Raw genomic sequence first — 21,966 nt, forward strand, 5'->3', positions numbered from 1 at the left:
TGTCAGGGCGGTGCTCTCTCCCCTATATGACGAAACGGATGGATAGGAGCGCGAAATGACGAGCGAAGCGATCATCGGACGCAGGGTACTTGCCATTGGCGGCACCGACAGGGCCTCTTTCCTGCAAGGGTTGGTGACAAATGACGTGGATCGCCTGCCCCAGGCTGGCATCCTCTATGCCGCCCTGCTTTCGCCGCAGGGCAAGTACCTCGCGGATTTCTTCCTCGTTCAGGAGGAAGCGCGCATCCTGCTCGACGTGGCCGAACCGCTGGCCGATGCGCTCGCCAAGCGGCTGGCGATGTACCGGCTGCGGGCCGATGTCACAATTGAAGAAAGCGGGATGAACGTCAGGCGCGGTCTCGGCACGCCACCGGAAGGCGCGGTTGCAGACCCCCGCAGCCCGGAACTTGGCTGGCGCCTCTACACGAGCGCCGCCCCCCGGGAAGACAACATCGATTGGGACGCAATCCGGGTCGAAAACGGTATTCCCGAGTCCGGTATCGAGCTGATTCCGAACGACACCTACATCCTCGAAGCGGGCTTCGAACGTCTGCACGGAGTGGATTTCCGCAAGGGTTGCTACGTCGGCCAGGAGGTGACCGCCCGGATGAAACACAAGACCGAACTCAAGAAAGGCTTTGTGACCGTCACGGTCGCGGGGCAGGCACCGGTTGGCACCGAGATTCTTGCGGCTGGCAAACCCGCCGGGACGCTCTTCACCCAATCGGGGTCTAAGGCCATCGCCTATTTGCGTTTCGACCGGGCCACAGGGGAAATGCGGGCCGGCGATGCGACCTTGAACTGGCGAAATGCGTGATCTCGGCCAACATGTTCGGGCCATGTTCGGACAACCACCGAAATCCGTCCGTCCGTTGCACGGTGGCGACCTTTCACAGGTAACACTGCTGGATCTGGAAGATGGCCGCTCAGTCGTCGCCAAGACCGGCCCGCTGGTCGAAACAGAAGCGGCCATGCTGCGGACAATGGCGGGGACCGAAGCTCCCGTCCCCGCTGTCTTGGGCGTCTCCGGGCGGCATCTTTTCCTCGAATACCTCCCGGAATCCTCCGCGTCCGCCGCCGGTTGGACGGCGCTCGCGCGAGGGTTGAACCACCTGCACAGCCATACTGGCGAAGCGTTCGGCTGGCCGGAGGACTATGCATTCGGCTCGGTCGAAATCCACAACAGCTCTCGTGCGAACTGGCCGAGTTTCTGGATTGAAAACCGGCTTCTGCCGTCTCTCCCCCACCTGCCCGCAAAGCTTGCGTGCCGCATCGAGACCGCCGCAGCCCGGCTTCCTGACCTGCTGCCGGCCCAGCCCGATGCCGCGCTCCTGCATGGAGACCTTTGGAGCGGCAATGTGCTGTTTGGCCCAACGGGCAGCGCGCATCTGATCGATCCGGCATGCTATTTCGGCCATAATGAGGTGGACCTGGCGATGTTCACGCTGTTCGGACAGCCCCCGGCGGCATTCTGGCAGGAATACGGAGCGGTCGAACCGGGTGCAGAGATCCGGCTGGCGGCCTATCAGCTTTGGCCCGCACTCGTGCATTTTCGCCTGTTCGGTTCCGGATATCGGGGGATGGTCGAACAACGCCTTTCCGTTCTCGGCACTTAGAACGGTGCAAAACGGGGCCGTCGATTTCGGCCGCCCCGTTTCTGACTTCACAATTATCGGCAGTCTGCCTCAGGCGCGCTCGGAGTATTCCATGGTCTCGGTATTGACCACGATATCCTCGTCCTGCCCGACGAAGGGCGGCACCATAACCTTGACGCCGTTATCGAGAATCGCCGGCTTGAACGAGTTCGCCGCGGTCTGACCCTTCACGACAGGCTCGGTTTCCACGACCTTGCAGACAACTTTCTGCGGCAAGGTCGCGCTCAGGGCCTCGCTCTCGTGATACTCGATCTGGATCGTCATGCCGTCCTGAAGGAAGGGGCGACGATCGCCGAGAATCTCCGCCGGAAGCTCGATCTGCTCGAACGTGTCATTGTCCATGAAGACCAGCATGCCATCATTTTCATAGAGAAACTGCTGGTCCTTCTGCTCCAGTCGCACGCGCTCGACCTTGTCCGCGCTGCGGAATCGCTCGTTCAGCTTGGAGCCGTTGCGCAGGTTGCGCAGTTCGACCTGGGCAAAGGCGCCCCCCTTGCCCGGCTTCACGTGGTCTGCTTTCACGGCCACCCAGAGACCGCCATTATGCTCCAGAACGTTCCCGGGGCGGATCTCGTTTCCATTGATTTTCGGCATATTTGACCTTTACGGCGCTTGAACGAATTTTGCCGGCTTCTATATCTTGGTGGCTGCCTCCTGACAAGCCGACCAGATATGGCGTCAGGGCCACAACAGCTATGACGTCAGCGCATAGGAGCCATTCCGAAACGGAAATACCGAATCGCTACAAAAACGTCATATTCGGCCCCACGCCGAAAAGACAAGAGCAAGAATAAAAAGGACGACGAGATGACCGATTTCGTTGACGGTACGGCATTCAACTACGAACAGGGTCAACGGGCGCGCAAGCTCTTTGCCGCTGTCGTGTTGGCCGCACTGGATGATGCCATCGCCGACGACAAGAAATACGGCAACGGCCCTGAACAGATTGCCCGCTGGGCGCGGTCTCGTGATGGCCGCGAAGTGTTGAGTTGTGCCGGGATTGACCCGAACGAACGGGTCGTATCCGGCCTGATGGAGTTTGTATCGAACGGTGTTCGCACCTCGGTTGCGCTGTCGCGTGAAGAAAGCGAACGTCGCCAAGCCGCCGAGCAGGCTGAAGCCGCCTGATTTTTTGTTAAAGCGATCAACGCAAAAAAGCGCGCGCCTTCGGCGCGTGCTTTTTTCTGTTGGATCGGGCTGGATGCGTCACCTAATGGCGTCCCACGCGAACCGTTGTAACGACACCGTGCGCCATTGGCACAACGGCGCCGAATGCGTTCGTGCAATCAATTCAAGGATGGCGTGCTTCAAGCAACTCGGCACATAGTTGAACTGCCGCTGCCAGCCGTTCGGCTTCGCCTCGACCGCGAGGATGACAGGCGGTGTGTCCAATTCTCTTCTGAACGCTCAGGTCCCGGTGTCCGCAGACAGGTGCGTTTCGGCAGCCTAGGATGACATGTCGAGACAGTGGCAACTATCGCCCGACTCTTCCCAGGTTTCGAGCCTTGAACTCGTGCTCGCCGGTCAATCGAAATCCCGGGACGCAAGCGCCCGATGAATTTCGCGCCGAACCAGCTTTCGCACATTTCGCGTGATCCGCTCACCGAGCGCGCCCCGCAATTCCTTGTGCAGCATCTCGGTCACCATTTCCCGCAATGCGTCTTCGTCCAGCACAGCGGCGCCGGAGGCAAATAGATTGTCAGGCGCTTCGCCCTGCTCGTCCTCGTCTGCCTCGGAGTGATCGGAGATTGCCTCGTGAAGATCCGGTGCCCAAGGATCCGGAAGATCGACTTCGTCGCTGCTTGGGCTCGAGAGGTGCAGGTGGGTGTCTTGTGGCGCCGCTGGCGGGTTCGCGTCAGCTTCGAGTTCCGAAGCTGCACCCCGATCGGCATCGGCGACTGCGATCACTTCCTCGTCCGCTCCTGTTTCGAAAGCATCCGATGCGTCGAGGAATGGCGCCTCTGGCTCCTCCCCGCCATCGTCAATTGCGCTCTCTGTCTCCTGCTCGTCCAGCGGACTGAACATGAAACCGGCCCGCGGGGCAGGTCGCGTCAGAGGGGGGGCGGTATCCGAAGTTTCTTCTTCAACATCCGTCTCCTCTATCGGGCACGGTTCGGCGGTCTGCTTGTCCGGTGATATCTCAGAATCGACGGGCGTTTTCAGTGGCCGGATGAAGGTCGGCAACTCGGGGTCTGCATCTTCGGCATCTTCCTGCTCCTCCGGGGAAACCGCAGAAAACGCCAATGCCTCGGCCGGTTCGCTTTCAAGATCGTGTGCCGGTGCCGTATCCGGATCCGGCTCTCCAATTGCCGAAGGCTCGCGGTCCATTTCGCCATCCTCTTCCCAGCGATCGGCTTCCGGATCCTCCGAAACGCTCCGAGTATCTTGCTCCTCGGTTTCTTCCACCCGCAGAGACGGGGTCAGAACCAACGCCTCTTCGCCCTGACGGGACGAGTCGGGCGCCGTATCCTCCCACGACTCCGCCGGCCTAGCGGCGCTGGCGCCGGTGTCTTCCGGCTTGTCACCGGCAACAAGGCGTCGAATCGACGACAGAACATCTTCGATATCAGCGTTGCTTACCGGGTCGGACATGCCTGCTCCTGTTCTTCAGCTCACATTAACGACGCAGGATCACACAGGATTCCGCCGGCTGGAAAGGCCAAGCGACAACCCACAGGCCCGAACGAGCGCAAAGCACGCCCCGGTTTCGCCTATTGCTTACCCAGCTTTCGCAGCACGCGGTCAAGTTTCTGTCCCTGCGGGGACAGCCGCGCGGGCGCGGACTTGACGCTGTTGTAATACCCTGCAGGGTCATAGGTCTGAATTCCAAGGTTCAGGTGATCTACCGTCATAAGACCCATCGCAGAAAGAAGTGAATAAACCGCTACGTATTGCGTAGCAATCGCATCAATCCGCGCCGCCCGCGCATCCAGCAATTCCTGTTCGGCGTCCAGAACATCGAGAGTTGTCCGCGCACCAAGCGTAGCTTCTTCCCGTGTCCCATCAAACGCGATCTCGGCCGCGCGGATCTGCAGGTCCGAGGCGCGGATCTGTGCCGTCGCGGAATCGATATAGGCCCAGGCGCTGGCCACCTGCTCCTCGACGCCAAGCGTCGTTTGCAACAGGCTCGCACGGTTGGCGTCGCGCTGCGCAATCGCCTTGCGTTCCAGCGCGGCAAAATTGCCGCCGCGATAGATCGGCTGCGTGAACGAAAAGCTCATGTAGTGTTCGTCATCCTGGTATTCGGAATCCGTTTGCGAGACGATCGAGGCGGAAATCGACGGTTTGTAATTGGCCTTCGCAAGACGCATGCCGAGCTCTGCGACGGTCACGAGGCGTTGCGCCTGGCGGATGTCCGGATGCGTCCGAACGCCGATCCGAATCGCTTCATCGACACTCGGGGCGGTTTTCGGCAACGCCCCGGGGAACTCGAGATTGCCCGGGTAACGGCCGACAGCCGTCTTGAAGACTTCGCGCGACACCGCGAGGTCACCACGCGCCGCTTCGAGTTGGCTGACAGCGGCTGCCAGGCGACTCTCGGCGAGTGCTACGTCGGTACGGGTTACCTCGCCGACCTCGAAGCGATCCTCGGTCGCCTGCTTCTCTTGCGTGAGCACGCGAACGTTGTTTTCCCGCAAGGAGACAAAGGCCTTGGCTCGCAGCACTTCCATATAGCCGTTCACAGCACCGAGCAGAACGCTCTGCTCCACAGAACGCAGCGCTTCACGGGTGGCCAGAACAGTTTCCTTGCTGCTCTCGACCGACAGGCGACTGGAGCCACCCGCGTACAGCAAAATGGAGGCTTGAAGCTGGTAGGTTGCAACCCAGTTATCCCGAGACAAGCCGGCATTGTAGAGAGAGGAATAGATTTCCCGATGCGGGTGCGCGCCGGCCCAGCTAGTCACAAAATCAAGCTGGGGTTTGAGCGCGGACTGGGCCGATGCCACATCTTCGTCCGCCGCACGTAGCAGCGCTCGGTTCTGATCAAGGAGATTCGAGTTGCGATAAGCGTCGATCAGGGCGTCCGTCAGCGTTTCGGCCGTGGCCGGAAGAGACGTGAGCGCGAGAACACTTATCGCAATACCGGCGAGATTTCGTTTGAAACGATTGCTATATTTCCACACGCGAACTGCTCCTTCTCGTGGGGCCTGCCTTTATTTGCTGAGACTATAGCAATTTGGATCTTGCGTTTACAGCACGAAAGAGCGCGCGCCTTCGAAACCGGGCAAAACGGGCGCAGCTGCGTTAAATGAGAAACGCCAGTTGATCCGTCCGTCGATCTTGTAGCCGATCCGAACCGTGCCGAGCGCTCCCTGCATGAAAAGACAGCCGATGCGGCCGCCCTCTTTCAGTTGATCCTCGATCGCGGCAGGAAGCTCGACCACACCGCCCTGAAGAATGATCACGTCGTAGGGGCTGTGTTGCGGGGCCCCTTCGGCCAGCAGCCCGGTGACGACGGCGGCATTGTCGACGGACTCCGCAGAGAGCGTTGCCTCCGCTTCCCGCGCCATGGTTTCGTCTTCCTCGAGCGCAATCACCGCCTCGGCCAGATGCGCGAGAACCGCCGTCGAATACCCGTAGCCAGACGCGATATCGAGCACCATTTCGTTCGGTTGAACGTTCAGGGCTTCCAACGTCTTTGCAAAAGTCCGCGGTTCGAGCAGCACGCGCCCCTTGGACAGCGGCAGGTTATTGCCGACATAGGCCGCATCGCGCTGACCGGCCGGGACATAAAGCTCTCTCGGAACGGCCAACAGGGCGTCGAGGATGGGGTACTTGGTCACGTCCGACGGGCGGATCTGGGAATCGACCATCGTCGTGCGTTGGGTTTCAAAGCTGCTCATCTGATCCACCTGTCAGTCCGGAAGCGTCGTCGTTCTGTGGCACAATCGTTCCTACGAGGCAAGTTGCCGACGCGCCGCATGTCGGGCATCGAAGAGTACATTCCGGACAGCCAATATCAGTGTCGGCACTCACGGTTCGGCAGGACGACCGCGATGCCGGAGACCAAATTGCCGCTCCCCGTATGCTTGTTGAAAACATCGTGGTCGTGCAGGGTCGCATGGTCAGTTCGCGTTTCCAGGCTCTTTGCGCTTATGTCCACCTATTTGTCCTCCCTTGCAGCCGCGGCTGTACTCTTCGGATTATCCACCTATTTCGGTGTTTTCGTTCTGGAGACCTTGATCCGGAAGAGAGAGGCACACCGGGAGGCCCAACTCGAGTCTTCCAGCCATGTTCGTGCGCAGAGCCGATGGCTTGCCCCGGCGGTGTGGATCCTGACGGTCTTTTGGCTGGCGCTGTTCGTCGGGTATTTCCTCGCCAGCCCGACGCCGTCGAAGGGACCTCTGAAACACTTCGACATACGAGACCTCCCAAGACCTGCCGGGTAGGAAGACGACTGCATGTTTACCCATTCCAGCGCGATCCCGCGTGTTCCAAGGCGCAGCCCCTCCCCTTCGCCAACAGCGCAGAGCACACCGCCGCAACGCGAACTGAGTTGCAGCGCCTGCGGCAACCAATGCCGGTTCGACCCGGCTCAGGAAGCCTTGATCTGCGACGGGTGTGGCAATGCCCAGGCGATCGAGGCGGCCGACCAGTTCCGGGCTGCACAGGAATACCCCTTCGATCCCAACTCGCCCGAGACAGAACCGCGCGGGGTGCCGCCTGCGCAGGAACATCAATGCAACGGCTGCGGCGGCACGGTGCTCTTTTCCGGCACGGCGCTGTCCGAACGGTGCCCGTATTGCAACGGTCCGATGGTCCTCGTTCCGGGCCGTTCCGGCTATGACGCCATGGCACTCATCCCGTTTCGCATCACCGTCGAAGACGCACGAAACCGCGCACTGAACTGGATATCTACGCGCGAGGGCGCGCCCAACCGGCTCACGGAGCATGTCGCCAAATCCGCGAGGAGCGCCGGTCTCTATGCGCCGTTCTGGACCTTCGACACATCGGAAGCGCTGACCTACATGGCCACCTGGATGGAGTACGAGCACAAGCGCATGGTGACCCGAAGCACGACCGGTCACCACGCTGTCGCGTTCGACGATCTCCTGGTGCCCGCCTCGCCGCATGTCACCCCCCTGATCCGCGACGGCATCTTGCATGAATTCGACCCTGGCGCGCTGGGGTCCTTCGATGCGCGTTACCTGGCCGGGTTCGCTGCGGAGCGCCACCACCAGAGCGTTGCCGAGGGGTTCGCCTTCAACGCGCCTGACAAGCAGTTTCGGACGAAGCGCAAGGTCGGCGAAGACCGCGCCTTCGGGGAAAACGTGTCCCTGGCCGTTCGAACAGATGACATTGCTGCACGATACCGCAGGATCCTGCTGCCGGTCTGGATCTTCCACTACGACCATTCCGGCCGGCCCTACAAGGTCGTGGTATCGGGCATCAACGGGCAGACCTTCGGCGAGCGGCCCTATTCGACAGCCAAGCTCGCGCTTGCTTCCGGGCTTGTCTCGTTCCTCGTGGTGTCCGTCGGTATCGTGTTGGGGATGATGCTGGCCTGATCGCCATCGCTTCCACGCGTCACCAAACGGTCTGCGCGCAGGTCCCGCAAGCGTCAGACAGAGACAGCGCCCTTGAGGTCTTCCTTGGCCAGTTCGGACTTGGCGCCCTTCATCGAGATCTCACCGCGTTTGAGCACGACGAAGCGGTCGGCCACGCCATAGGCAAATTCGAAATACTGCTCGACAAGAACAATCGCCATGTCGCCCCGGTCGCGCAGGTATTCGATCACCCGGCCGATCTGCTGGATGATATTGGGCTGGATGCCCTCCGTGGGTTCGTCAAGCAGAAGCAATTTGGGTTTGGTCAGCATGGCGCGGGCGATGGCGAGCTGTTGTTGCTGGCCGCCGGACAAGTCGCCGCCGCGTCGGGACATGAAATCCTTCAAGATCGGAAAGAGCTCAAAGATCTCGTCCGGTATACCGTGCTCCGCCTTGGGCAGGCAGGCGTAGGCGGTTTCGAGATTTTCCTTCACCGTCAGCAACGGGAAGATCATGCGCCCCTGAGGCACATAGCCCACGCCCTTCCGGGCAAGCAGATGGGACGGCATCCGGCCGATTTTCTCGCCGTCCAGTTCAATCGTGCCGCCGGAGCGGGGATGTGTTCCGGAAATCGCCTTGAGCAGGCTGGTCTTGCCGACCCCATTGGTACCCATCACGCAGGTCACCTCGCCGGCGGCGGCCTCCAGGTCGATGCCGTGGAGGATCTGGCTGCCGCCGTAATGCAGGGTAAGGCTTTCGGTTTTCAGCATGTCTCAGCGCCCCAGATAGACGTCGATGACGTCTTGGTTTTTCGTTACGTGATCGAGGCTGCCCTCGGCGAGGACCGACCCCTCGTGCAGCACGGTGACCTTGCATTCCAGTCGGCGGACGAACTCCATGTCATGCTCCACCACGACAACGGCGCGCGTCTTCGCGGCTTCCTTTAGCAGATCGGTCGTGTGTTCACGTTCGGCGAGCGTCATGCCGGCCGCCGGTTCGTCCACCAGCAACAGGCGCGGCTCCTGCGCCAGCAGCATTCCGATCTCCAGCCATTGCTTCTGGCCGTGGGACAGCTCGCCCGACTTCCGATGGAGCTGGTCCGAGAGGCCGATCTCCGCCGCAAGTTCCTCAATGCGGGTGCGGTCTTCCGGCTTGGGCCGGAAGAAGAGCACCGACCACGGCGCGCGATCCTTTTTCAACGCCATGGCGAGGTTGTCATAGACCGACTGGTCCTCGAACACGGTCGGACGTTGGAACTTGCGGCCGACGCCAGCGCGGGCGATCTGGCTCTCGTTCATCTTCAGGAGCGACTGGCTCATATCGCCCCAGCGGATCGAGCCCTCGTCGGGGCGGGTCTTGCCGGTGACGATATCCATGAAGGTCGTCTTGCCCGCGCCGTTCGGCCCGATGATGGCGCGCAGTTCGGCGGAACCGATGGAGAAGCTCAGGTTGTTGATGGCCCTGAAGCCGTCAAAGGTGACGGAAACGCCGGAGACTTCGAGTAGCTGGCTCATTTTTCGGCTTCCTGTTCCTGAAGGCTGCCGGAATCGGGGCCGAGATCCGCGCCATAGCGCTCCGGCGACACGCGGCCCGTGAAGTGATCAACCAGACCGCCAATCCCCTTGGGCGCGAAGAGCGTCACAAGGACGAAGGAGATCCCGAGCAGAACCTGCCACCAATCGACCCAGTTGATGGTGTAGAAGCCGAGCGGGATGGAGGGGGCCTGTCCGCCGGTGAACCAGGTGGAAAGCAGCGAGACGAAAGCAGCCCCGATGACAGCGCCATAGAGCCGCCCACGCCCGCCGATGGCGACCCAGACCGCGAGATAGATCGAGGCGATGGGCGCGATCTCTGCCGGGTTGATGATGCCGGCCTGCGGGTAGTAGAGCGCGCCCGCGATTGCGGCGATGACCGCCGTCAAGGTGAAGACGAAGAGCTTGTAGCCTTCGACCGAGTAGCCGAGGAAGCGCACGCGGGCCTCGTCGTCGCGGATGCCGCGGATGACGGAGCCGAACTTTCCGGAAACCACCCAGGCCGCGAGCAGGTAACCCAGTCCGAGGGCCAGGGCGGAGGCCCAGAAGAACCAGAGCGAGATATCGGCCTGCGGGATGGCGTCGGCGCCGGGCAGGTTCTGCAGCCCCGACAGGCCGTTATTGCCGCGCAGGCCGGAATCGTTCTGGAACAGGTAGAGGGCGAGCGCGAGCGTCATCGCCTGTGTCAGGATCGAGAGGTAAACCCCGGTGACCCGGCTGCGGAAGGCCAGCCAACCAAAGACGAGCGCCAGAAGTCCGGGAACGGCCACGACCAGCAGCAATTGCAGGAAGAGCGAGTCGGCGAAGGTCCAGATCACCGGGAAATCGGAGGACCCGACGACGCCGAAGATCTGTGTGCCGATGGCATCGACAACTTCCTGTGCGGTGGGCGGGATCTCGGCATTGGCCATGGAGGCCTCGACGATCATCTCCGTTCGGGCATACATCAGCCACATGCCGATCATGTAGCCGCCAAGCCCGAAAAACGCCATGTGCCCAAGGCTCAGGATACCGGCAAAGCCCCAGATCAGGTCCATCGCGATGGCGACGAGGCAAAGACAGAGTGTCTTGCCGAGCGTTTTCACGAAGGAGGTGGAGATCATTTCCGAACCCATGGCCTCGCTCATCACCGTGACAGCGATGGTGAAGAGGGCAAGGCACGCGATGAAGATCAGCACGGAAGGATTGCGGGTGAGAAAGCTCTTTTCCATGGTTCAATCCCCCGCCGCGCGGCCCTTGAGGGCGATGATGCCCCTTGGCCGGAACTGGATGAAGATGATGATGAAGATGATCATGTAGGTCTGCGCGGCCAACGTGTTGGACGGGTTCATCCACTCGATCCCCTTTTGCAGGAAGCCGATCATCGAGGCACCGAGCAGCGTGCCCCAGATATTGCCGACCCCGCCGACAACGACGGTCATGAAGCTCTGTACGATATAGTCGGATCCAAGCTCGGAGGTGACTTTGGCATAAAGCCCGATGGCGACACCCGCGATGCCGGCAATGCCGGAGCCGAGGCCGAAGGTCAGCATGTTGATGCGGTCGGGGTTGATGCCCATCGAGGCCGCCATCCGCGGGTTCTGCGTCACGGCGCGCACTTCGAGGCCGAGCCGGGTGCGTTTCATGATGAAGAGGAAAACCCCGAGAAAGATCAGCGCCAGCACGAAGATCGCGATGCGGATATAGCTGATCGAGACAACGTCATTGAGCACCAGCGCACCATCGAGCCAGGCGGGCGACGTCAGCGGACGGGCCTGGGTGCCGAAGATGTTCTTGGCCAGCTGTTGCAGCGCGATGGAGATACCGAAGGTCGCCAGCAGCGTCTCCAGCGGACGGTTATAGAGCCAGCGGATTACCAACCGCTCCATGGCCACGCCGGCCGCGAAGGTGACGGCAAAGGCGAGCGGCAGGGCAACGATGATCGAGACGGTGTAATCCGGGATCACCTGCTGGACCACGTAGCCTGTATAGGCGCCCATCATGATGAACTCGCCATGCGCCATGTTGATGACCCCCATCACACCGAATGTGATGGCAAGGCCGATGGCGGCGAGGAAATAGATCGAGGCGAGCGACATCGCGTCGAGCGTCAGGTCGAGGAACTGGTTGAAACCCACCTGGGTGTTGATGCTGGAGAGCGTGTCGTTGGCGGCCTCGGTTATGGCTGCAGAGGGTTCGGAGTATGTCTCGAAGAAAACATGGGCGGCGAGCGCCTCGGCAATTTGCGCCTGGGTCGCTGCCGTGCGCACGAGCCCGGCCTCGGCCAGGGCCTGATAGGCCCGCTCCCGGGCGTCTTCGCTGTTCAACTGGGCGACGGGGACACCGCCCACGCGGGCGTCGGTAATGTTTTCCTGCAGGGCCGCACGCCTGTCCACGGCGGTGATGCGCGGCAGAACCAAGTCTTTCGAAACGAGCAGGTCATAGGCCTCGGCCTCGCTGAACTCCGGGCTGCCCGGTTTCAGAACCGTGGCGATGTTTCCGCCATCGTGAAGCGCGCCAACAGCCACTTCGCGCGATGTCGCCACCAACGGGTTGAGGGCACCGCGCACGTCCACGCCCAGATCGCCCTTGAAGCTCTCGATGGCGGCAATCCGCGCCTCTTCCGTCTCGCCGTAGGAAATGGTCAGCAGCCGCACGAGGCGTTCCTTGCGGTCGCGAATGTCCGGGTCGGTCTCTTTCTCGATCGCGCCAGCGAGGGCGACAAGATGCTCCTCGGCCGGATCGCGCTGGATCGCGTCCAGCGCCTCGATCCGTTTCGCCGGATCCTTGGCCATGAGCTGGAACTGCACCAGCGCGGCGCCGATCAGCGAGCGCACGCCGGAATTCGGCTTGAGCTGATTCAGCTCCTTCTTGGGAAACTCACCTGCCACTTCGCCGGTCGCGATGTCGAGTAGCCGGTAATTCTTGCTGTCGACCTTCTCGCCGAAGAAAAACAGCTTGTCTGCATCGCGTTGCCACAGATCCTTGGCTTGCCATTTCTCCAGCACGGCCTGCGCCTCGGGCAATCCGCTGTCGCGCAGCGCGTCGATCGCCGGCTGGATGGTCTTGCGGGAGCTTTTCTCGATAAGCGCCCTGTGTTCCTGCAACAGCGCCTGTATCGGGCTGTCCTGTGCGGCGGCCATGCTGACGCAAAGCATCAGGGCGGCCAATGCTGCCATTATTAGTCTTGTCATTGCCTGGATATGCCCTGAGGGATCGGGAGGGCGTTGACCGCCCTCCCCTTTAGGTTCGTCCGTATGTCAGATCAGTAGTTGGACTTGATCTGCACGCAGCTGGAGGTCTCGGTGTTGTACATCCCGCAATCGAGATCTTTCCAATCGGACGTCAGGACTGCCGACTCCGGCAGGAAGTCGGTCCAGGCGTCGCCCGGAACTTCTTCAGTCTGGCTGATGATGTCGAACTGGCCATCCTCGGTGATCTCGCCGATCAGGACCGGCTTGGAGAGGTGGTGGTTCACGCCCATCACGGCGGTGCCGCCGGTCAGGTTCGGGTATTCCTGGCCCCACATGGCAGAGCGCACGGCATCGACATCGGTGGTGCCGGCCTGTTCAACGGCGTTCGCCCACATGTTGAAGCCGATATAGGTGGCTTCCATCGGGTCGTTCGTCACGCGATCTTCGCCCATCTTGGCCTTCCAGGCTTCGATAAACGCGTCGTTGGACTCGGCTTCGGCGGACTGGAAGTAGTTCCAGGCGGCCAGGTGGCCGACGAGGTTGGTCGTGTCGAGACCGGAGAGTTCTTCCTCACCGACCGAGAAGGCCACGACCGGGATGTCGTCGGCGGAGATGCCGGCAGCGGCCAGCTCCTTGTAGAAGCCGATATTGGCGTCGCCATTGATGGTCGAGATCACGCCGACCTTCTTGCCGTCAGCGCCGAGCGCCACGACGTCGGCCACGATCTTGGACCAGTCGGAATGGCCGAACGGGGTGTAGTTAACGAAGATGTCCTCTTCGGCAATGCCCTTCGACTTCAGATAGGACTCGAGGATGTTGTTCGTGGTGCGCGGGTAGACATAGTCGGTGCCCAGCAGCGCGAATTTCTCGACGCCCAGCTCTTCCAGGTAATAGTCGGTCGCCGGGATGGCCTGCTGGTTGGGGGCCGCGCCGGTGTAGAAGACGTTCTTGGAGCTTTCCTCGCCCTCGTACTGAACCGGGTAGAAGAGCAGGCCGTTCAGCTCTTCGATGACGGGCAGCACGGATTTCCGCGACACGGAGGTCCAGCAGCCAAACATGACATCGACTTCCTCGACAGTCAGAAGCTCGCGCGCCTTTTCAGCGAAGAGCGGCCAGTCGGAGGCGGGGTCGACCACGACGGCTTCGAGTTGCTTGCCGAGGATGCCGCCCTTGGCGTTCTGCTCCTCGATGAGCATCAGCATCGTGTCCTTGAGGGTCGTCTCGGAGATGGCCATCGTGCCGGACAGCGAGTGAAGAACGCCTACCTTGATCGTGTCATCTGCGGCCATCGCGGAAGTCGCGAAAGCAAGGGCGCCAACCAGCGCGGAGGTCATACGAAGTTTCATGTCTCAGGTCCCTGTTCTTGGCGGCCTGAAGGCACGTTAAGGGCGTTCGCGCACACGCTTCACGCGTATGGCGTTCGCCCTGCCGGGCCGTACCACCTGTTTCTGTGTTGCAGGCGCTGGAAGGAGGACTTCCGCGACCCGCGTCCTGGATTGCCGGGGCGCGTTGCCCTGCGCGAGGCATCAAAGGGCAGGCAACTGGCCCGCGCAAATCATGGGCGGTCCGAAACCCCGACTCCGGCTACAAACGAAGCATGTGAGTTAAAATTAATCGCCTTTCCCGACGTAATGTCGGTTTATTGATCAATTATGATGCAGCAAGAACGTCACAATCGGAAAATCCACGCCGATCGCACCATCCGAAACGCCTGCCTTTTTGGGCAGGTCATTTCTTGAGATTCTTCAGCAACAGCGACAGAAGAGGCCCGATCACACTTAAACTGGCGCTGCTGAATGGATCCCGGGTCATCTTGCGCACATTCTGCGCCAGCTCCCGAATCTCGTCGGTGGCTTCCTGCAACTCGCCCTCCAGATCGGCCATTGCCATGTCGCGCACCTCGCTGACCGCCTCCACGTCGCGATCCGCACTCATGCCTTTCGCCAGCGCGATCAGGATCCCGGCCAGAACAAGGTTGGCGCTGGCGACGATCAGGGCCGCCATCGCAGGCTCCAGCCGTGCCGCCAGGACGAGATAGGCGGCGACATTCAAAAAGACGACCGCGATCCCCCCCATTAGAGCCGCCGCCCCGAACAGGCCGCCCTTGCGGGTCGCAACGGCCACCTGCCGGCTGGCGATGAGCTTCTCCGAACGAAGAATGATCTGGAAATTCCGCGCAATACGGTTCATGGCGCCCTCCGCTACCGTGCCCGCCCGAGAACGTAACCCAGCACGAAGGCACCGAATAACGTCATCAGGGGCTTGTGTTCCTGCATATCTTCGAGCTCCGCCACGAATTCCCGGAACAGCCGCTCCAGTTCGCTGCCGTCGAGCTGTCCGAGTGCCCAGTCCAGTGTGGATTGCTTGCCGTCACCGCCCTGATCCCCGTCTTCCTCCGCCGTCGGTTCGCTGGCTTCCCCGGAGGCACTGTCATCCGATGATGTCGCGCCTTTGCGCACGGCTTCCAGTTCGCGCTTCAGCTCGGCGACCTCGCGTTCCAATTCCGCTTTGAGTGGCATCTCGATCTCCCTTTACCCTACAGGACCATTTGCGAAGAATGTCCCGTTCATGCGCGCACGGCTCTCTCTTCCTCGTCGATCTCCATGATCCCTGACAGGTCTCCGTCGCCCGACATCAGAATGGCCAGCCATTGCATGCAGGGAATATGCGCGAAAACGATCAGGAACCCCACCATGATCGGCACCGAAAGGAGCGCTCCCGCCACCCCCCAAACCGCCGTCCAGAAAGTCAGCGCAAGGATCACCAGAAACGGGGACAGGTTCAATGAGCGGCCGAAAATGGCTGGCTCGAGGATATTTCCGATGGAAAACTGAACCGTGCCGCAGCCCAACACGATGACCAGGAATGGCGTGATGGTGTCGAACTGAACCAGCGCCACGATGGCCGGCAGGACTACACCGAGGACCGAGCCGATGGACGGAATGAAATTGAGCGCAAAGGCCAGCACCGCCCATGTCTCGGCAAAATCCAGCCCCATCGGCTTCATCACCGCATAGCTGAACAGCCCGGTCAGCAACGAGACGAAGGTCTTGACGCCGATATAGCGCTGCAGACCGCGCGAGATCGATCGCGTGATCTTGGAAATCTCCGCAGCGGCCCTCCGATTGGGCGCCGCGATCCGGAGCTTGCGTCCCATCGGCCCGGTTTCGACCATCATGAACGGGATGTAGAGCATGACCAGCAGGAACCCGCTGAGAAACCCGCCGGCCGAGCCGAGCGCCCCGAGAGCCCAGCCGGACATGTCTACCTCCTGCAGTACCTGGCGCACTTCCAGCGCGTTCTCTTCGCCCACCAGCGACACCAGCGAGGCCAGGATGGCCTCCAGCCGCTCGGCATATCGCGGAATGGTCTCGGCAACCCCGTCGGCCTGGCTGGACAGGATAAGGGCAATCACCGCGAAGCCGAACAATACCAGCAGGATGCCGATCACATTGGCCAACCAGAGCGGCACGAACTGGCCGGCCAGCGGGATCGCGGAGACCCGGTCGGCCACGGCATTCAGCAGCACCACGACAAGGGCGGCGAAGGTCAGGGGCACGAGAAACCCTGCGCCGTAAACCAGCCCGGTCACGGCCAGCGTCAGCAAAAGCAGCAGATCGCGCCAGAATTCCAGCGTCATCAGCCGTCGTCGCAAGCCCGCGTCTTCCATGTGAGGTTCCATCATTCGTCCTCGACTCTTTCAAAACCGTCTGGCCGGCTGGTCCCGACCGATCCTCTGCCCGCAAGCTACCCGGTTGCAACAGGAAACTTCGGCTTACGCCGATGTCGCTCCCGCGCAAGCTTCTGCGCCCGATCTTAGCGCATCGAAACGGGGAGATCGTTGATATCGGCCAGTTCCAGCAACAAGCGCGGGCCGCTATCCGGTACGTCCAGCGCCCGAAGCATCGCCTGCCAGCGGTTCGTGCCCTGCCCGATCTGTCCGTGATGGTCAGCATATCCATCCGCCGACACTGCCCGTGGACAATGTGCAAAACTTTCCCGCATCCATGTCGGGACCACCCTCAAATGGCGCCTTCGCGTGACCGGAGGCTCACATGGACATGGCGGCGATGCATGGGCTTTGAACCGATTTTGTGAAAACTCACAGAAGAAATGTTAGATGCTATGCAAGAGTTTGCTTTTTACATTATATTTTAATATGTTGCAGAACATCCAATTTCTGGAATGTTGTTTTTATCGGAAACCGGATCCGATGATTTTTGCCTACCTTTGGGCGTCTGGATCCGGCCTCGGGCGGAAATATCTGTGGATAACTTGGTGGACGAAACTCAATCGATCCGCTCCACCAACCGGTCGCAGGCCCACCCAACCGCGCGGTGCAGAAGGAGGGTCAGCGCGGCCAGAACGAAGAGCGCGGCGAACATCAGGTCGATCTTCACCCGCCCATTTGCCAGCAGCATCAGGTAGCCCAGCCCCCCGGCCGCGCCCACCCACTCGCCGATCACCGCGCCAATCGGCGCATAGACCGCCGCCAACCGCAGCCCGGAGGCAAGCGACGGGATCGCCGCCGGCACGCGGATGCGCCACAGCAATCGCGCGGGCGAGGCTCCCATGGTCCGGCCGAGGTCCAGCCATCCCGGCGGGGTGCGCATCAGTCCGTCGAAAAAGGCGGAGGCCACGGGGAAATAAATGATGAGGACCGCCATCAGCACCTTGGACCAGATGCCATAGCCGAGCCAGAGCGTCAGGATCGGCGCCAGCGCGAAGACGGGCAGAGCCTGGGTGGCCACCAATGCCGGCTTGATAAGGTAGCGCGCCATTTGCGAGACGGCCAGCAACAGCGCGGTGGCAGCCCCGAAAGCCGTGCCCAGCGCCAGCCCAGCCAGCACCTCGACGGCGGTGATTCCGGTATGCCACGCGATCAGCCCGGCGTTTTTCCAAAGCGCCTCCGCCACCCGCACTGGCCCGGGCAGGATGAACGCCGGCAGGTCTCCGAACACGACAAGCGCCTGCCAAAGACAGACAAACAGAGCAGCCGCCGCGAGACCGCGTTTGACCCCGGCCATCAGCGTCCCTCCCGCAAGGCCCGGAGCAGCCGGGCCTGAAAAGCCAGCGTCTCCGGGTCGTCCACCGGACGTATGGTCGGCAGGTCCGGCGGAACGGCCTCGGTCATCCCCCCCTCATCGAGCAGGAAAACCCGGTCCCCCAGCCGGGCCGCCTCGCCCGGATCATGGGTGACGAGCAGCACGCTGCGCCCCGAAAGGTGCTCTGCGGCAAGCTCCTGCATCTCAGCGCGCATCCGCGCATCGAGCGCCGAGAAGGGCTCATCCAACAGTACGACGGGCCGGTCTTCCATCAGCGTGCGCGCCAAGGCAACGCGCTGCCTCTGCCCGCCGGAGAGCTGGGCGGGGCGTTTCTCCGCATGCGCACCCAGCCCCAACCGGGCAACAAGCGCACGGGCGGCATCCTCGTCTACCGCTTCGCCCCGCAACCGCGCCCCGAGTGTCACGTTGCCGATCACGTCGAGCCAAGGCAGCAGCAGATCCGTCTGCGCCATAAACGCCACGCGCCCCTCCAACTGCCTGCCGTCCGAGGGGCGTATATGCCCTTCAAAGGTCACCCCGGTTTCCAGCGCCGCGATCAACCGCAGGATCGTGCTCTTGCCGCAACCCGACGGACCCAGCAGGCAGGACCAGCCGCCACTGTCGATCTCCAGCGAAACCGGCGGGAAGAGCTGATGCGCGTCGAACCGCGCCGTGCCGGTGAACGCAATGGCCGGTGCCTGTTCCATCTTTCCTCAGCCCTGCTCCGGCCCACTCATTGCGCACCGAGATCCACCGCAAGGGCCGAAACCGGGCGGCTATCGGCCAGCAGACCGGCTTCCTGCATGAACGCCTCGAAGCGTGCGTAGCGCCCCGCGTCGAGCCCTGCCGGGGCCAGCGAGAAACGCGGCCACGTATCCACCCAGGCTTTCGCGTTCAGCTCGTCCTTCAGCTCGGCAGCGGTGCCGGAAAACACCTCCCAGGACGCTTCGGGGTTGTTGACGATATGATGGGTCGCCTTTTCCGTTGCGCCGAGGAAACGGGCGATCTTGTCGGTGTCCATCGTCTCCGGGTTGGCCACGTAGATCAGTTCGTCATAGGGCGGCAGCCCCGCCTCCTCCAGATAGAAGCAGCGGCCGGGCACGCCCGCGATCTCCATCTGGTTCAGCTCGAAATTGCGGAAGGCGCCCATGACAGCATCCACCTGACCCGCCATCAGCGAGGGCGAGAGCGACCAGTTGACGTTGATCAACTCCACATCCGACATGCTCAGCCCGTTATTGGCGAGCACACGGCTCAGAAGCACCTCCTCGACACCGGCGACCGAGAAGCCGACCTTGCGCCCCTTCAGATCCGCGATCTCCTTCACCGGCCCGTCCTCCAGCACCAGAAGGCAGGTCAGCGGCGTACCGATCAGCGTTCCGACCCGGATCAACGGCAGCCCCTCGGACACCTGAAGGTGCAGCTGCGGCTGGTAGGAAATGGCGAGATCCGCCTTGCCCGCAGCCACCAGTTTTGGCGGATCGGACGGGTCCGAAGGCGCGATCACCTCGACTTCCAGCCCGGCCTCCTCGAAATAGCCCAGTTCCTCGGCCACGATGATCGGGCCGTGATCGGGGTTCACGAACCAGTCGAGGATCAGGGTCATCTTGTCGGCGGCCAGCGCCGGGGTTGCGGCCAGAAGCGCCGCGGCAAATGCGAGAACGCGCATTGTTTTTCTCCGTTAAGACAGGCTCAGGCGACAGGCCAGAGCGCGTAGAAATGGTGCGTCGGGCCGTGACCATGGCCGATACCAAGGCTGTCGGCGCTCTCGATGGCGCCTTGCAACCAGCGGCGGGCGGCTGTCACCGCCTCGGCAAGTTCCTTCCCCTTGGCCAGCTCCGCCGCGATGGCGGACGAGATCGAGCAGCCGGTGCCGTGGGTGTTCTTCGTCTTGAAGCGCGGCCCGTCGAGCCAGATTTCGGTCTCTCGCGTGACCAGCAGGTCGGGGCAGTCCGCGGCCTCCAGATGACCGCCCTTCATGAAAACCGCTTTCGGCCCGTGTTCCAGAAGTGCCAACCCTTGCGCTTTCATCGTCTCCCGGCTGGTTGCGGCGCGCTCGCCCAGAAGCGCGCCGGCTTCGGGCAGGTTCGGGGTCAGAACGGTTGCCAGTGGCAGAAGCTTCGCGCGCAGGGCCGACACCGCCTGCTCGGGCAAAAGCGGATTCCCCCCCTTGGCCACCATCACCGGATCCAGCACGACAGCACCGGAGAAACCGGCCAGCGCCTCCGCCACGGCCAAGGCGATCTCGGCATTGGCGATCATGCCGATCTTGACCGCATGCACGTCGATATCGTCGAACACCGTCCGGATCTGTTGGGAAACGAAATCGGCCGGAACGACGTGAACGCCGGCGACACCTTGCGTATTCTGCGCCGTCAGCGCGGTGATCGCCGCCATGCCATAGACGCCGCGCGCCGAGAACGATTTCAGATCCGCCTGGATCCCGGCGCCGCCCGACGGGTCCGACCCGGCAATCGACATTGCTGTTGCAACACTCATCCTCGTGCCTCCTTGACCGCGCTCACAAGCGCCCGCGCGGCCGCTTCCGGGTCCGGCTGGCCGCAAATGGCCGAGACGACGGCCAAGCCGGCCGCTCCCGCCCCGATCACATCGTCCGCATGCTGTGGCCCTAGCCCGCCGATGCCGACCGCCGGAATCGGGCAGATCTCGACAATCCGGCGCAGTCCGTCGATGCCCACGGGCGGGGCATGGTCGGATTTGGTGGGCGTTCCGAAAACCGGGCTGACGCCGACATAGTCGACCACTTTCGGATCGACCGCCCTCGCGTGGGCCACGTTCTCCACCGACAGGCCCAGCACCATCTCCGGGCCGATGACCGAGCGTGCCTTCTTCACCGCCATGTCGCCTTGTCCGATATGCAGCCCATCGGCACCGAGTGCCTTGGCGGCAGCCACATCGTCATTGACCACAAGCGCGGCGCCGGTTCCCGCCAGCACGGCCTGCAAGGCCCTGCCAATCGCGATCATCTCGGCGGTTCCGGCCTGTTTGTGGCGAAGTTGCACGACGCCCACGCCCCCCGCGACAGCGGCCCGCGCCGTCTCGACCATGCCCAAACCGGCACAAAGGCAGGGATCGAGCACGAGATAGGCCGAAAGGTCCAACTGTTTCCTCATGCCGGGGTGACCCGGTCATCTCCGATGGTCTCCGGCGTGACGGCGGCCAGCGCATCGAGGAAAGCGGAGGCAAAGCCGCCCGGACCTTCGACCTTGGCAGCGGCGGCCTCGCCAGCGGCCGCGAAATGGCTGAGTGCGCCGACCGTCGCGGCGAACCTGTCCTCCACCGCGGCGGCATAGGCGGCGCAAAGCGCGCTCAGCGAACACCCCGTCGCGGTAACCTGCGGCATCAGCGGCGAGCCGCCGGAGATTCGCACGGCCTTCTGGCCATCGGTTACGAAATCGATCTCGCCGGTCACGGCCACGATGCAGTGCGCGTCGCGGGCGACCTTGCGAGCGGCCTGTTCGGCGGCGGCGACCGTGTCACCGGCATCCACGCCGCTGCCAGCGCTGTCCTGCCTGGCGATGGCCAGAATTTCGGAGGCATTGCCACGCAGGATGCTCGGCCCGAGCTTCATCAACTTCACCGTCGCCTCGCGCCGCAGCTCGGTTGCGAAACAGGCGACCGGGTCCAGCACCCAAGGGGTGTTCGTCTTGCGCGCTACGGTGGCAGCTTCGAGCATACCCTCCACCCAACGCGGGCTGAGCGTGCCGATATTGACCGAGACCGCCGGGGCAATCGCCGCGAACTCCCCCGATTCCTCGGGATCATGCACCATGGCCGGCGCGGCGCCCGCTGCCAGAAGCACGTTGGCCTGGAAATTCATCGCCACGTAATTGGTGATGCAATGCACCAGCGGCGCGGCGGCACGCATGGCGGCAAGGGATTGCGAGGGGCTGGACATCTGGGTCTCCTGTGGCGGAGACCCCGGGCTGTCAGTCGATCATCGCCTGCCTGCCCCGACTCCCTCCGCCAGCATCATACTGGTTCAGGTTCAAAGGGTTCTTCTCAGACCGCTATTGCGGACGCCCCCGTCGATGAGCGGTTTCAAAACAGAT

At 62.4% G+C, this 21,966-nt stretch carries 23 protein-coding genes and 1 riboswitch; of the genes, 4 read left to right on the forward strand and 19 right to left on the reverse strand.

The window, feature by feature from the left end; translation table 11 throughout:
• Positions 1-55 precede the first annotated feature (55 nt).
• A complete protein-coding gene (gene ygfZ / locus AX756_RS04130) occupies positions 56-817 on the forward strand; it encodes a CAF17-like 4Fe-4S cluster assembly/insertion protein YgfZ (RefSeq protein ID WP_068308912.1) in 762 nt (253 codons plus the stop codon).
• The gene (locus AX756_RS04135; RefSeq protein WP_068308915.1) at positions 810-1,616 is read left to right on the forward strand and encodes a fructosamine kinase family protein; all 807 of its coding nucleotides are present in this window, start codon (positions 810-812) and stop codon (positions 1,614-1,616) included. Before ygfZ ends, AX756_RS04135 begins: the two co-directional genes overlap by 8 nt.
• 69 nt (positions 1,617-1,685) lie before the next feature.
• Here AX756_RS04135 and efp read toward each other — a convergent pair whose 3' ends face one another.
• Positions 1,686-2,249: an elongation factor P gene (gene efp / locus AX756_RS04140; protein WP_068308917.1), complete on the reverse strand. Its 564-nt coding sequence runs from the start codon at positions 2,247-2,249 to the stop codon at positions 1,686-1,688.
• Between the two features lie 213 nt (positions 2,250-2,462).
• On the opposite strand from efp, the gene AX756_RS04145 reads away from it, so the two are divergent.
• A complete protein-coding gene (locus tag AX756_RS04145; protein ID WP_068308919.1) occupies positions 2,463-2,783 on the forward strand; it encodes a DUF6280 family protein in 321 nt (106 codons plus the stop codon).
• A gap of 396 nt (positions 2,784-3,179) precedes the next feature.
• On the opposite strand, the gene AX756_RS04150 is transcribed toward AX756_RS04145, so the two are convergent.
• From AX756_RS04150 to AX756_RS04160, 3 genes are all read right to left on the reverse strand, one after another.
• On the reverse strand, positions 3,180-4,247 hold the full coding sequence (locus AX756_RS04150) for a hypothetical protein (RefSeq protein ID WP_068308921.1): 1,068 nt from the start codon (positions 4,245-4,247) through the stop codon (positions 3,180-3,182).
• A 119-nt stretch (positions 4,248-4,366) separates the two neighbouring features.
• Positions 4,367-5,779, reverse strand: coding sequence for a TolC family outer membrane protein (locus AX756_RS04155; protein ID WP_231700975.1), 1,413 nt, complete (start codon positions 5,777-5,779; stop codon positions 4,367-4,369).
• Between the two features lie 66 nt (positions 5,780-5,845).
• Positions 5,846-6,499, reverse strand: a complete 654-nt coding sequence (locus AX756_RS04160; RefSeq protein WP_068308923.1) for a protein-L-isoaspartate O-methyltransferase family protein — start codon at positions 6,497-6,499, stop codon at positions 5,846-5,848.
• A gap of 558 nt (positions 6,500-7,057) precedes the next feature.
• On the opposite strand from AX756_RS04160, the gene AX756_RS04170 reads away from it, so the two are divergent.
• The gene (locus tag AX756_RS04170) at positions 7,058-8,164 is read left to right on the forward strand and encodes a hypothetical protein (RefSeq protein WP_068308927.1); all 1,107 of its coding nucleotides are present in this window, start codon (positions 7,058-7,060) and stop codon (positions 8,162-8,164) included.
• A 53-nt stretch (positions 8,165-8,217) separates the two neighbouring features.
• Here the strand turns inward: AX756_RS04170 and urtE are convergent, their stop codons facing one another.
• The 15 genes from urtE to thiM all read right to left on the reverse strand — a co-directional run bounded on the left by urtE (position 8,218) and on the right by thiM (position 21,812).
• Positions 8,218-8,913: an urea ABC transporter ATP-binding subunit UrtE gene (gene urtE, locus AX756_RS04175; RefSeq protein ID WP_068308930.1), complete on the reverse strand. Its 696-nt coding sequence runs from the start codon at positions 8,911-8,913 to the stop codon at positions 8,218-8,220.
• A 3-nt stretch (positions 8,914-8,916) separates the two neighbouring features.
• Positions 8,917-9,657 carry an urea ABC transporter ATP-binding protein UrtD gene (urtD, locus tag AX756_RS04180; RefSeq protein ID WP_068308932.1) on the reverse strand — a complete coding sequence of 247 codons (741 nt, stop codon included), beginning with the start codon at positions 9,655-9,657 and terminating at the stop codon, positions 8,917-8,919.
• Positions 9,654-10,886, reverse strand: coding sequence for an urea ABC transporter permease subunit UrtC (urtC, locus tag AX756_RS04185; protein ID WP_068308934.1), 1,233 nt, complete (start codon positions 10,884-10,886; stop codon positions 9,654-9,656). The genes urtD and urtC overlap by 4 nt, the downstream gene beginning before the upstream one ends.
• Positions 10,887-10,889: 3 nt before the next feature.
• Positions 10,890-12,848 carry an urea ABC transporter permease subunit UrtB gene (gene urtB, locus AX756_RS04190; protein ID WP_068308936.1) on the reverse strand — a complete coding sequence of 653 codons (1,959 nt, stop codon included), beginning with the start codon at positions 12,846-12,848 and terminating at the stop codon, positions 10,890-10,892.
• 71 nt (positions 12,849-12,919) lie between these two features.
• A complete protein-coding gene (gene urtA, locus AX756_RS04195; protein ID WP_068308938.1) occupies positions 12,920-14,194 on the reverse strand; it encodes an urea ABC transporter substrate-binding protein in 1,275 nt (424 codons plus the stop codon).
• Positions 14,195-14,576: 382 nt separating this feature from the next.
• On the reverse strand, positions 14,577-15,038 hold the full coding sequence (locus tag AX756_RS04200) for a phage holin family protein (RefSeq protein WP_068308940.1): 462 nt from the start codon (positions 15,036-15,038) through the stop codon (positions 14,577-14,579).
• Between the two features lie 11 nt (positions 15,039-15,049).
• Positions 15,050-15,367 (reverse strand): hypothetical protein, encoded by a 318-nt coding sequence (locus AX756_RS04205; RefSeq protein WP_068308942.1) that lies wholly within the window; start codon positions 15,365-15,367, stop codon positions 15,050-15,052.
• 47 nt (positions 15,368-15,414) lie between these two features.
• Positions 15,415-16,533: an AI-2E family transporter gene (locus tag AX756_RS04210; RefSeq protein ID WP_231700976.1), complete on the reverse strand. Its 1,119-nt coding sequence runs from the start codon at positions 16,531-16,533 to the stop codon at positions 15,415-15,417.
• Between the two features lie 131 nt (positions 16,534-16,664).
• Entirely contained in the window at positions 16,665-16,820 is a 156-nt protein-coding gene (locus tag AX756_RS25515) for a hypothetical protein (RefSeq protein ID WP_156461385.1), read from the reverse strand.
• A 317-nt stretch (positions 16,821-17,137) separates the two neighbouring features.
• Positions 17,138-17,875, reverse strand: coding sequence for an ABC transporter permease (locus AX756_RS04215; RefSeq protein ID WP_068308944.1), 738 nt, complete (start codon positions 17,873-17,875; stop codon positions 17,138-17,140).
• Complete coding sequence (locus tag AX756_RS04220; protein ID WP_068308946.1) at positions 17,875-18,600, reverse strand: ABC transporter ATP-binding protein; 726 nt, start codon at positions 18,598-18,600, stop codon at positions 17,875-17,877. The genes AX756_RS04215 and AX756_RS04220 overlap by 1 nt, the downstream gene beginning before the upstream one ends.
• A gap of 26 nt (positions 18,601-18,626) precedes the next feature.
• The gene (locus AX756_RS04225) at positions 18,627-19,562 is read right to left on the reverse strand and encodes an ABC transporter substrate-binding protein (protein ID WP_068308948.1); all 936 of its coding nucleotides are present in this window, start codon (positions 19,560-19,562) and stop codon (positions 18,627-18,629) included.
• 23 nt (positions 19,563-19,585) lie between these two features.
• Positions 19,586-20,392 carry a bifunctional hydroxymethylpyrimidine kinase/phosphomethylpyrimidine kinase gene (thiD, locus tag AX756_RS04230; RefSeq protein ID WP_156461386.1) on the reverse strand — a complete coding sequence of 269 codons (807 nt, stop codon included), beginning with the start codon at positions 20,390-20,392 and terminating at the stop codon, positions 19,586-19,588.
• Positions 20,389-21,027: a thiamine phosphate synthase gene (gene thiE / locus AX756_RS04235; RefSeq protein WP_068308952.1), complete on the reverse strand. Its 639-nt coding sequence runs from the start codon at positions 21,025-21,027 to the stop codon at positions 20,389-20,391. Before thiE ends, thiD begins: the two co-directional genes overlap by 4 nt.
• Positions 21,024-21,812, reverse strand: a complete 789-nt coding sequence (gene thiM / locus AX756_RS04240; RefSeq protein ID WP_068308954.1) for a hydroxyethylthiazole kinase — start codon at positions 21,810-21,812, stop codon at positions 21,024-21,026. Before thiM ends, thiE begins: the two co-directional genes overlap by 4 nt.
• A 43-nt stretch (positions 21,813-21,855) precedes the next feature.
• A riboswitch (TPP riboswitch) is annotated at positions 21,856-21,951 on the reverse strand.
• Positions 21,952-21,966: the final 15 nt, after the last annotated feature.

This window comes from Aliiruegeria sabulilitoris (assembly GCF_001558155.1).
Lineage (GTDB): Bacteria > Pseudomonadota > Alphaproteobacteria > Rhodobacterales > Rhodobacteraceae > Tropicimonas > Tropicimonas sabulilitoris.

Excerpts from the sequence above, each read along its gene's own strand:
- ygfZ (WP_068308912.1), top strand. The coding sequence starts at position 56 with ATGACGAGCGAAGCGATCATCGGACGCAGGGTACTTGCCATTGGCGGC.
- AX756_RS04135 (WP_068308915.1), top strand. The coding sequence starts at position 810 with ATGCGTGATCTCGGCCAACATGTTCGGGCCATGTTCGGACAACCACCG.
- efp (WP_068308917.1), bottom strand. The coding sequence starts at position 2,249 with ATGCCGAAAATCAATGGAAACGAGATCCGCCCCGGGAACGTTCTGGAG.
- AX756_RS04145 (WP_068308919.1), top strand. The coding sequence starts at position 2,463 with ATGACCGATTTCGTTGACGGTACGGCATTCAACTACGAACAGGGTCAA.
- AX756_RS04150 (WP_068308921.1), bottom strand. The coding sequence starts at position 4,247 with ATGTCCGACCCGGTAAGCAACGCTGATATCGAAGATGTTCTGTCGTCG.
- AX756_RS04160 (WP_068308923.1), bottom strand. The coding sequence starts at position 6,499 with ATGAGCAGCTTTGAAACCCAACGCACGACGATGGTCGATTCCCAGATC.
- AX756_RS04170 (WP_068308927.1), top strand. The coding sequence starts at position 7,058 with ATGTTTACCCATTCCAGCGCGATCCCGCGTGTTCCAAGGCGCAGCCCC.
- urtE (WP_068308930.1), bottom strand. The coding sequence starts at position 8,913 with ATGCTGAAAACCGAAAGCCTTACCCTGCATTACGGCGGCAGCCAGATC.
- urtD (WP_068308932.1), bottom strand. The coding sequence starts at position 9,657 with ATGAGCCAGCTACTCGAAGTCTCCGGCGTTTCCGTCACCTTTGACGGC.
- urtC (WP_068308934.1), bottom strand. The coding sequence starts at position 10,886 with ATGGAAAAGAGCTTTCTCACCCGCAATCCTTCCGTGCTGATCTTCATC.
- urtB (WP_068308936.1), bottom strand. The coding sequence starts at position 12,848 with ATGACAAGACTAATAATGGCAGCATTGGCCGCCCTGATGCTTTGCGTC.
- urtA (WP_068308938.1), bottom strand. The coding sequence starts at position 14,194 with ATGAAACTTCGTATGACCTCCGCGCTGGTTGGCGCCCTTGCTTTCGCG.
- AX756_RS04200 (WP_068308940.1), bottom strand. The coding sequence starts at position 15,038 with ATGAACCGTATTGCGCGGAATTTCCAGATCATTCTTCGTTCGGAGAAG.
- AX756_RS04205 (WP_068308942.1), bottom strand. The coding sequence starts at position 15,367 with ATGCCACTCAAAGCGGAATTGGAACGCGAGGTCGCCGAGCTGAAGCGC.
- AX756_RS04210 (WP_231700976.1), bottom strand. The coding sequence starts at position 16,533 with ATGATGGAACCTCACATGGAAGACGCGGGCTTGCGACGACGGCTGATG.
- AX756_RS04215 (WP_068308944.1), bottom strand. The coding sequence starts at position 17,875 with ATGGCCGGGGTCAAACGCGGTCTCGCGGCGGCTGCTCTGTTTGTCTGT.
- AX756_RS04220 (WP_068308946.1), bottom strand. The coding sequence starts at position 18,600 with ATGGAACAGGCACCGGCCATTGCGTTCACCGGCACGGCGCGGTTCGAC.
- AX756_RS04225 (WP_068308948.1), bottom strand. The coding sequence starts at position 19,562 with ATGCGCGTTCTCGCATTTGCCGCGGCGCTTCTGGCCGCAACCCCGGCG.
- thiD (WP_156461386.1), bottom strand. The coding sequence starts at position 20,392 with ATGAGTGTTGCAACAGCAATGTCGATTGCCGGGTCGGACCCGTCGGGC.
- thiE (WP_068308952.1), bottom strand. The coding sequence starts at position 21,027 with ATGAGGAAACAGTTGGACCTTTCGGCCTATCTCGTGCTCGATCCCTGC.
- thiM (WP_068308954.1), bottom strand. The coding sequence starts at position 21,812 with ATGTCCAGCCCCTCGCAATCCCTTGCCGCCATGCGTGCCGCCGCGCCG.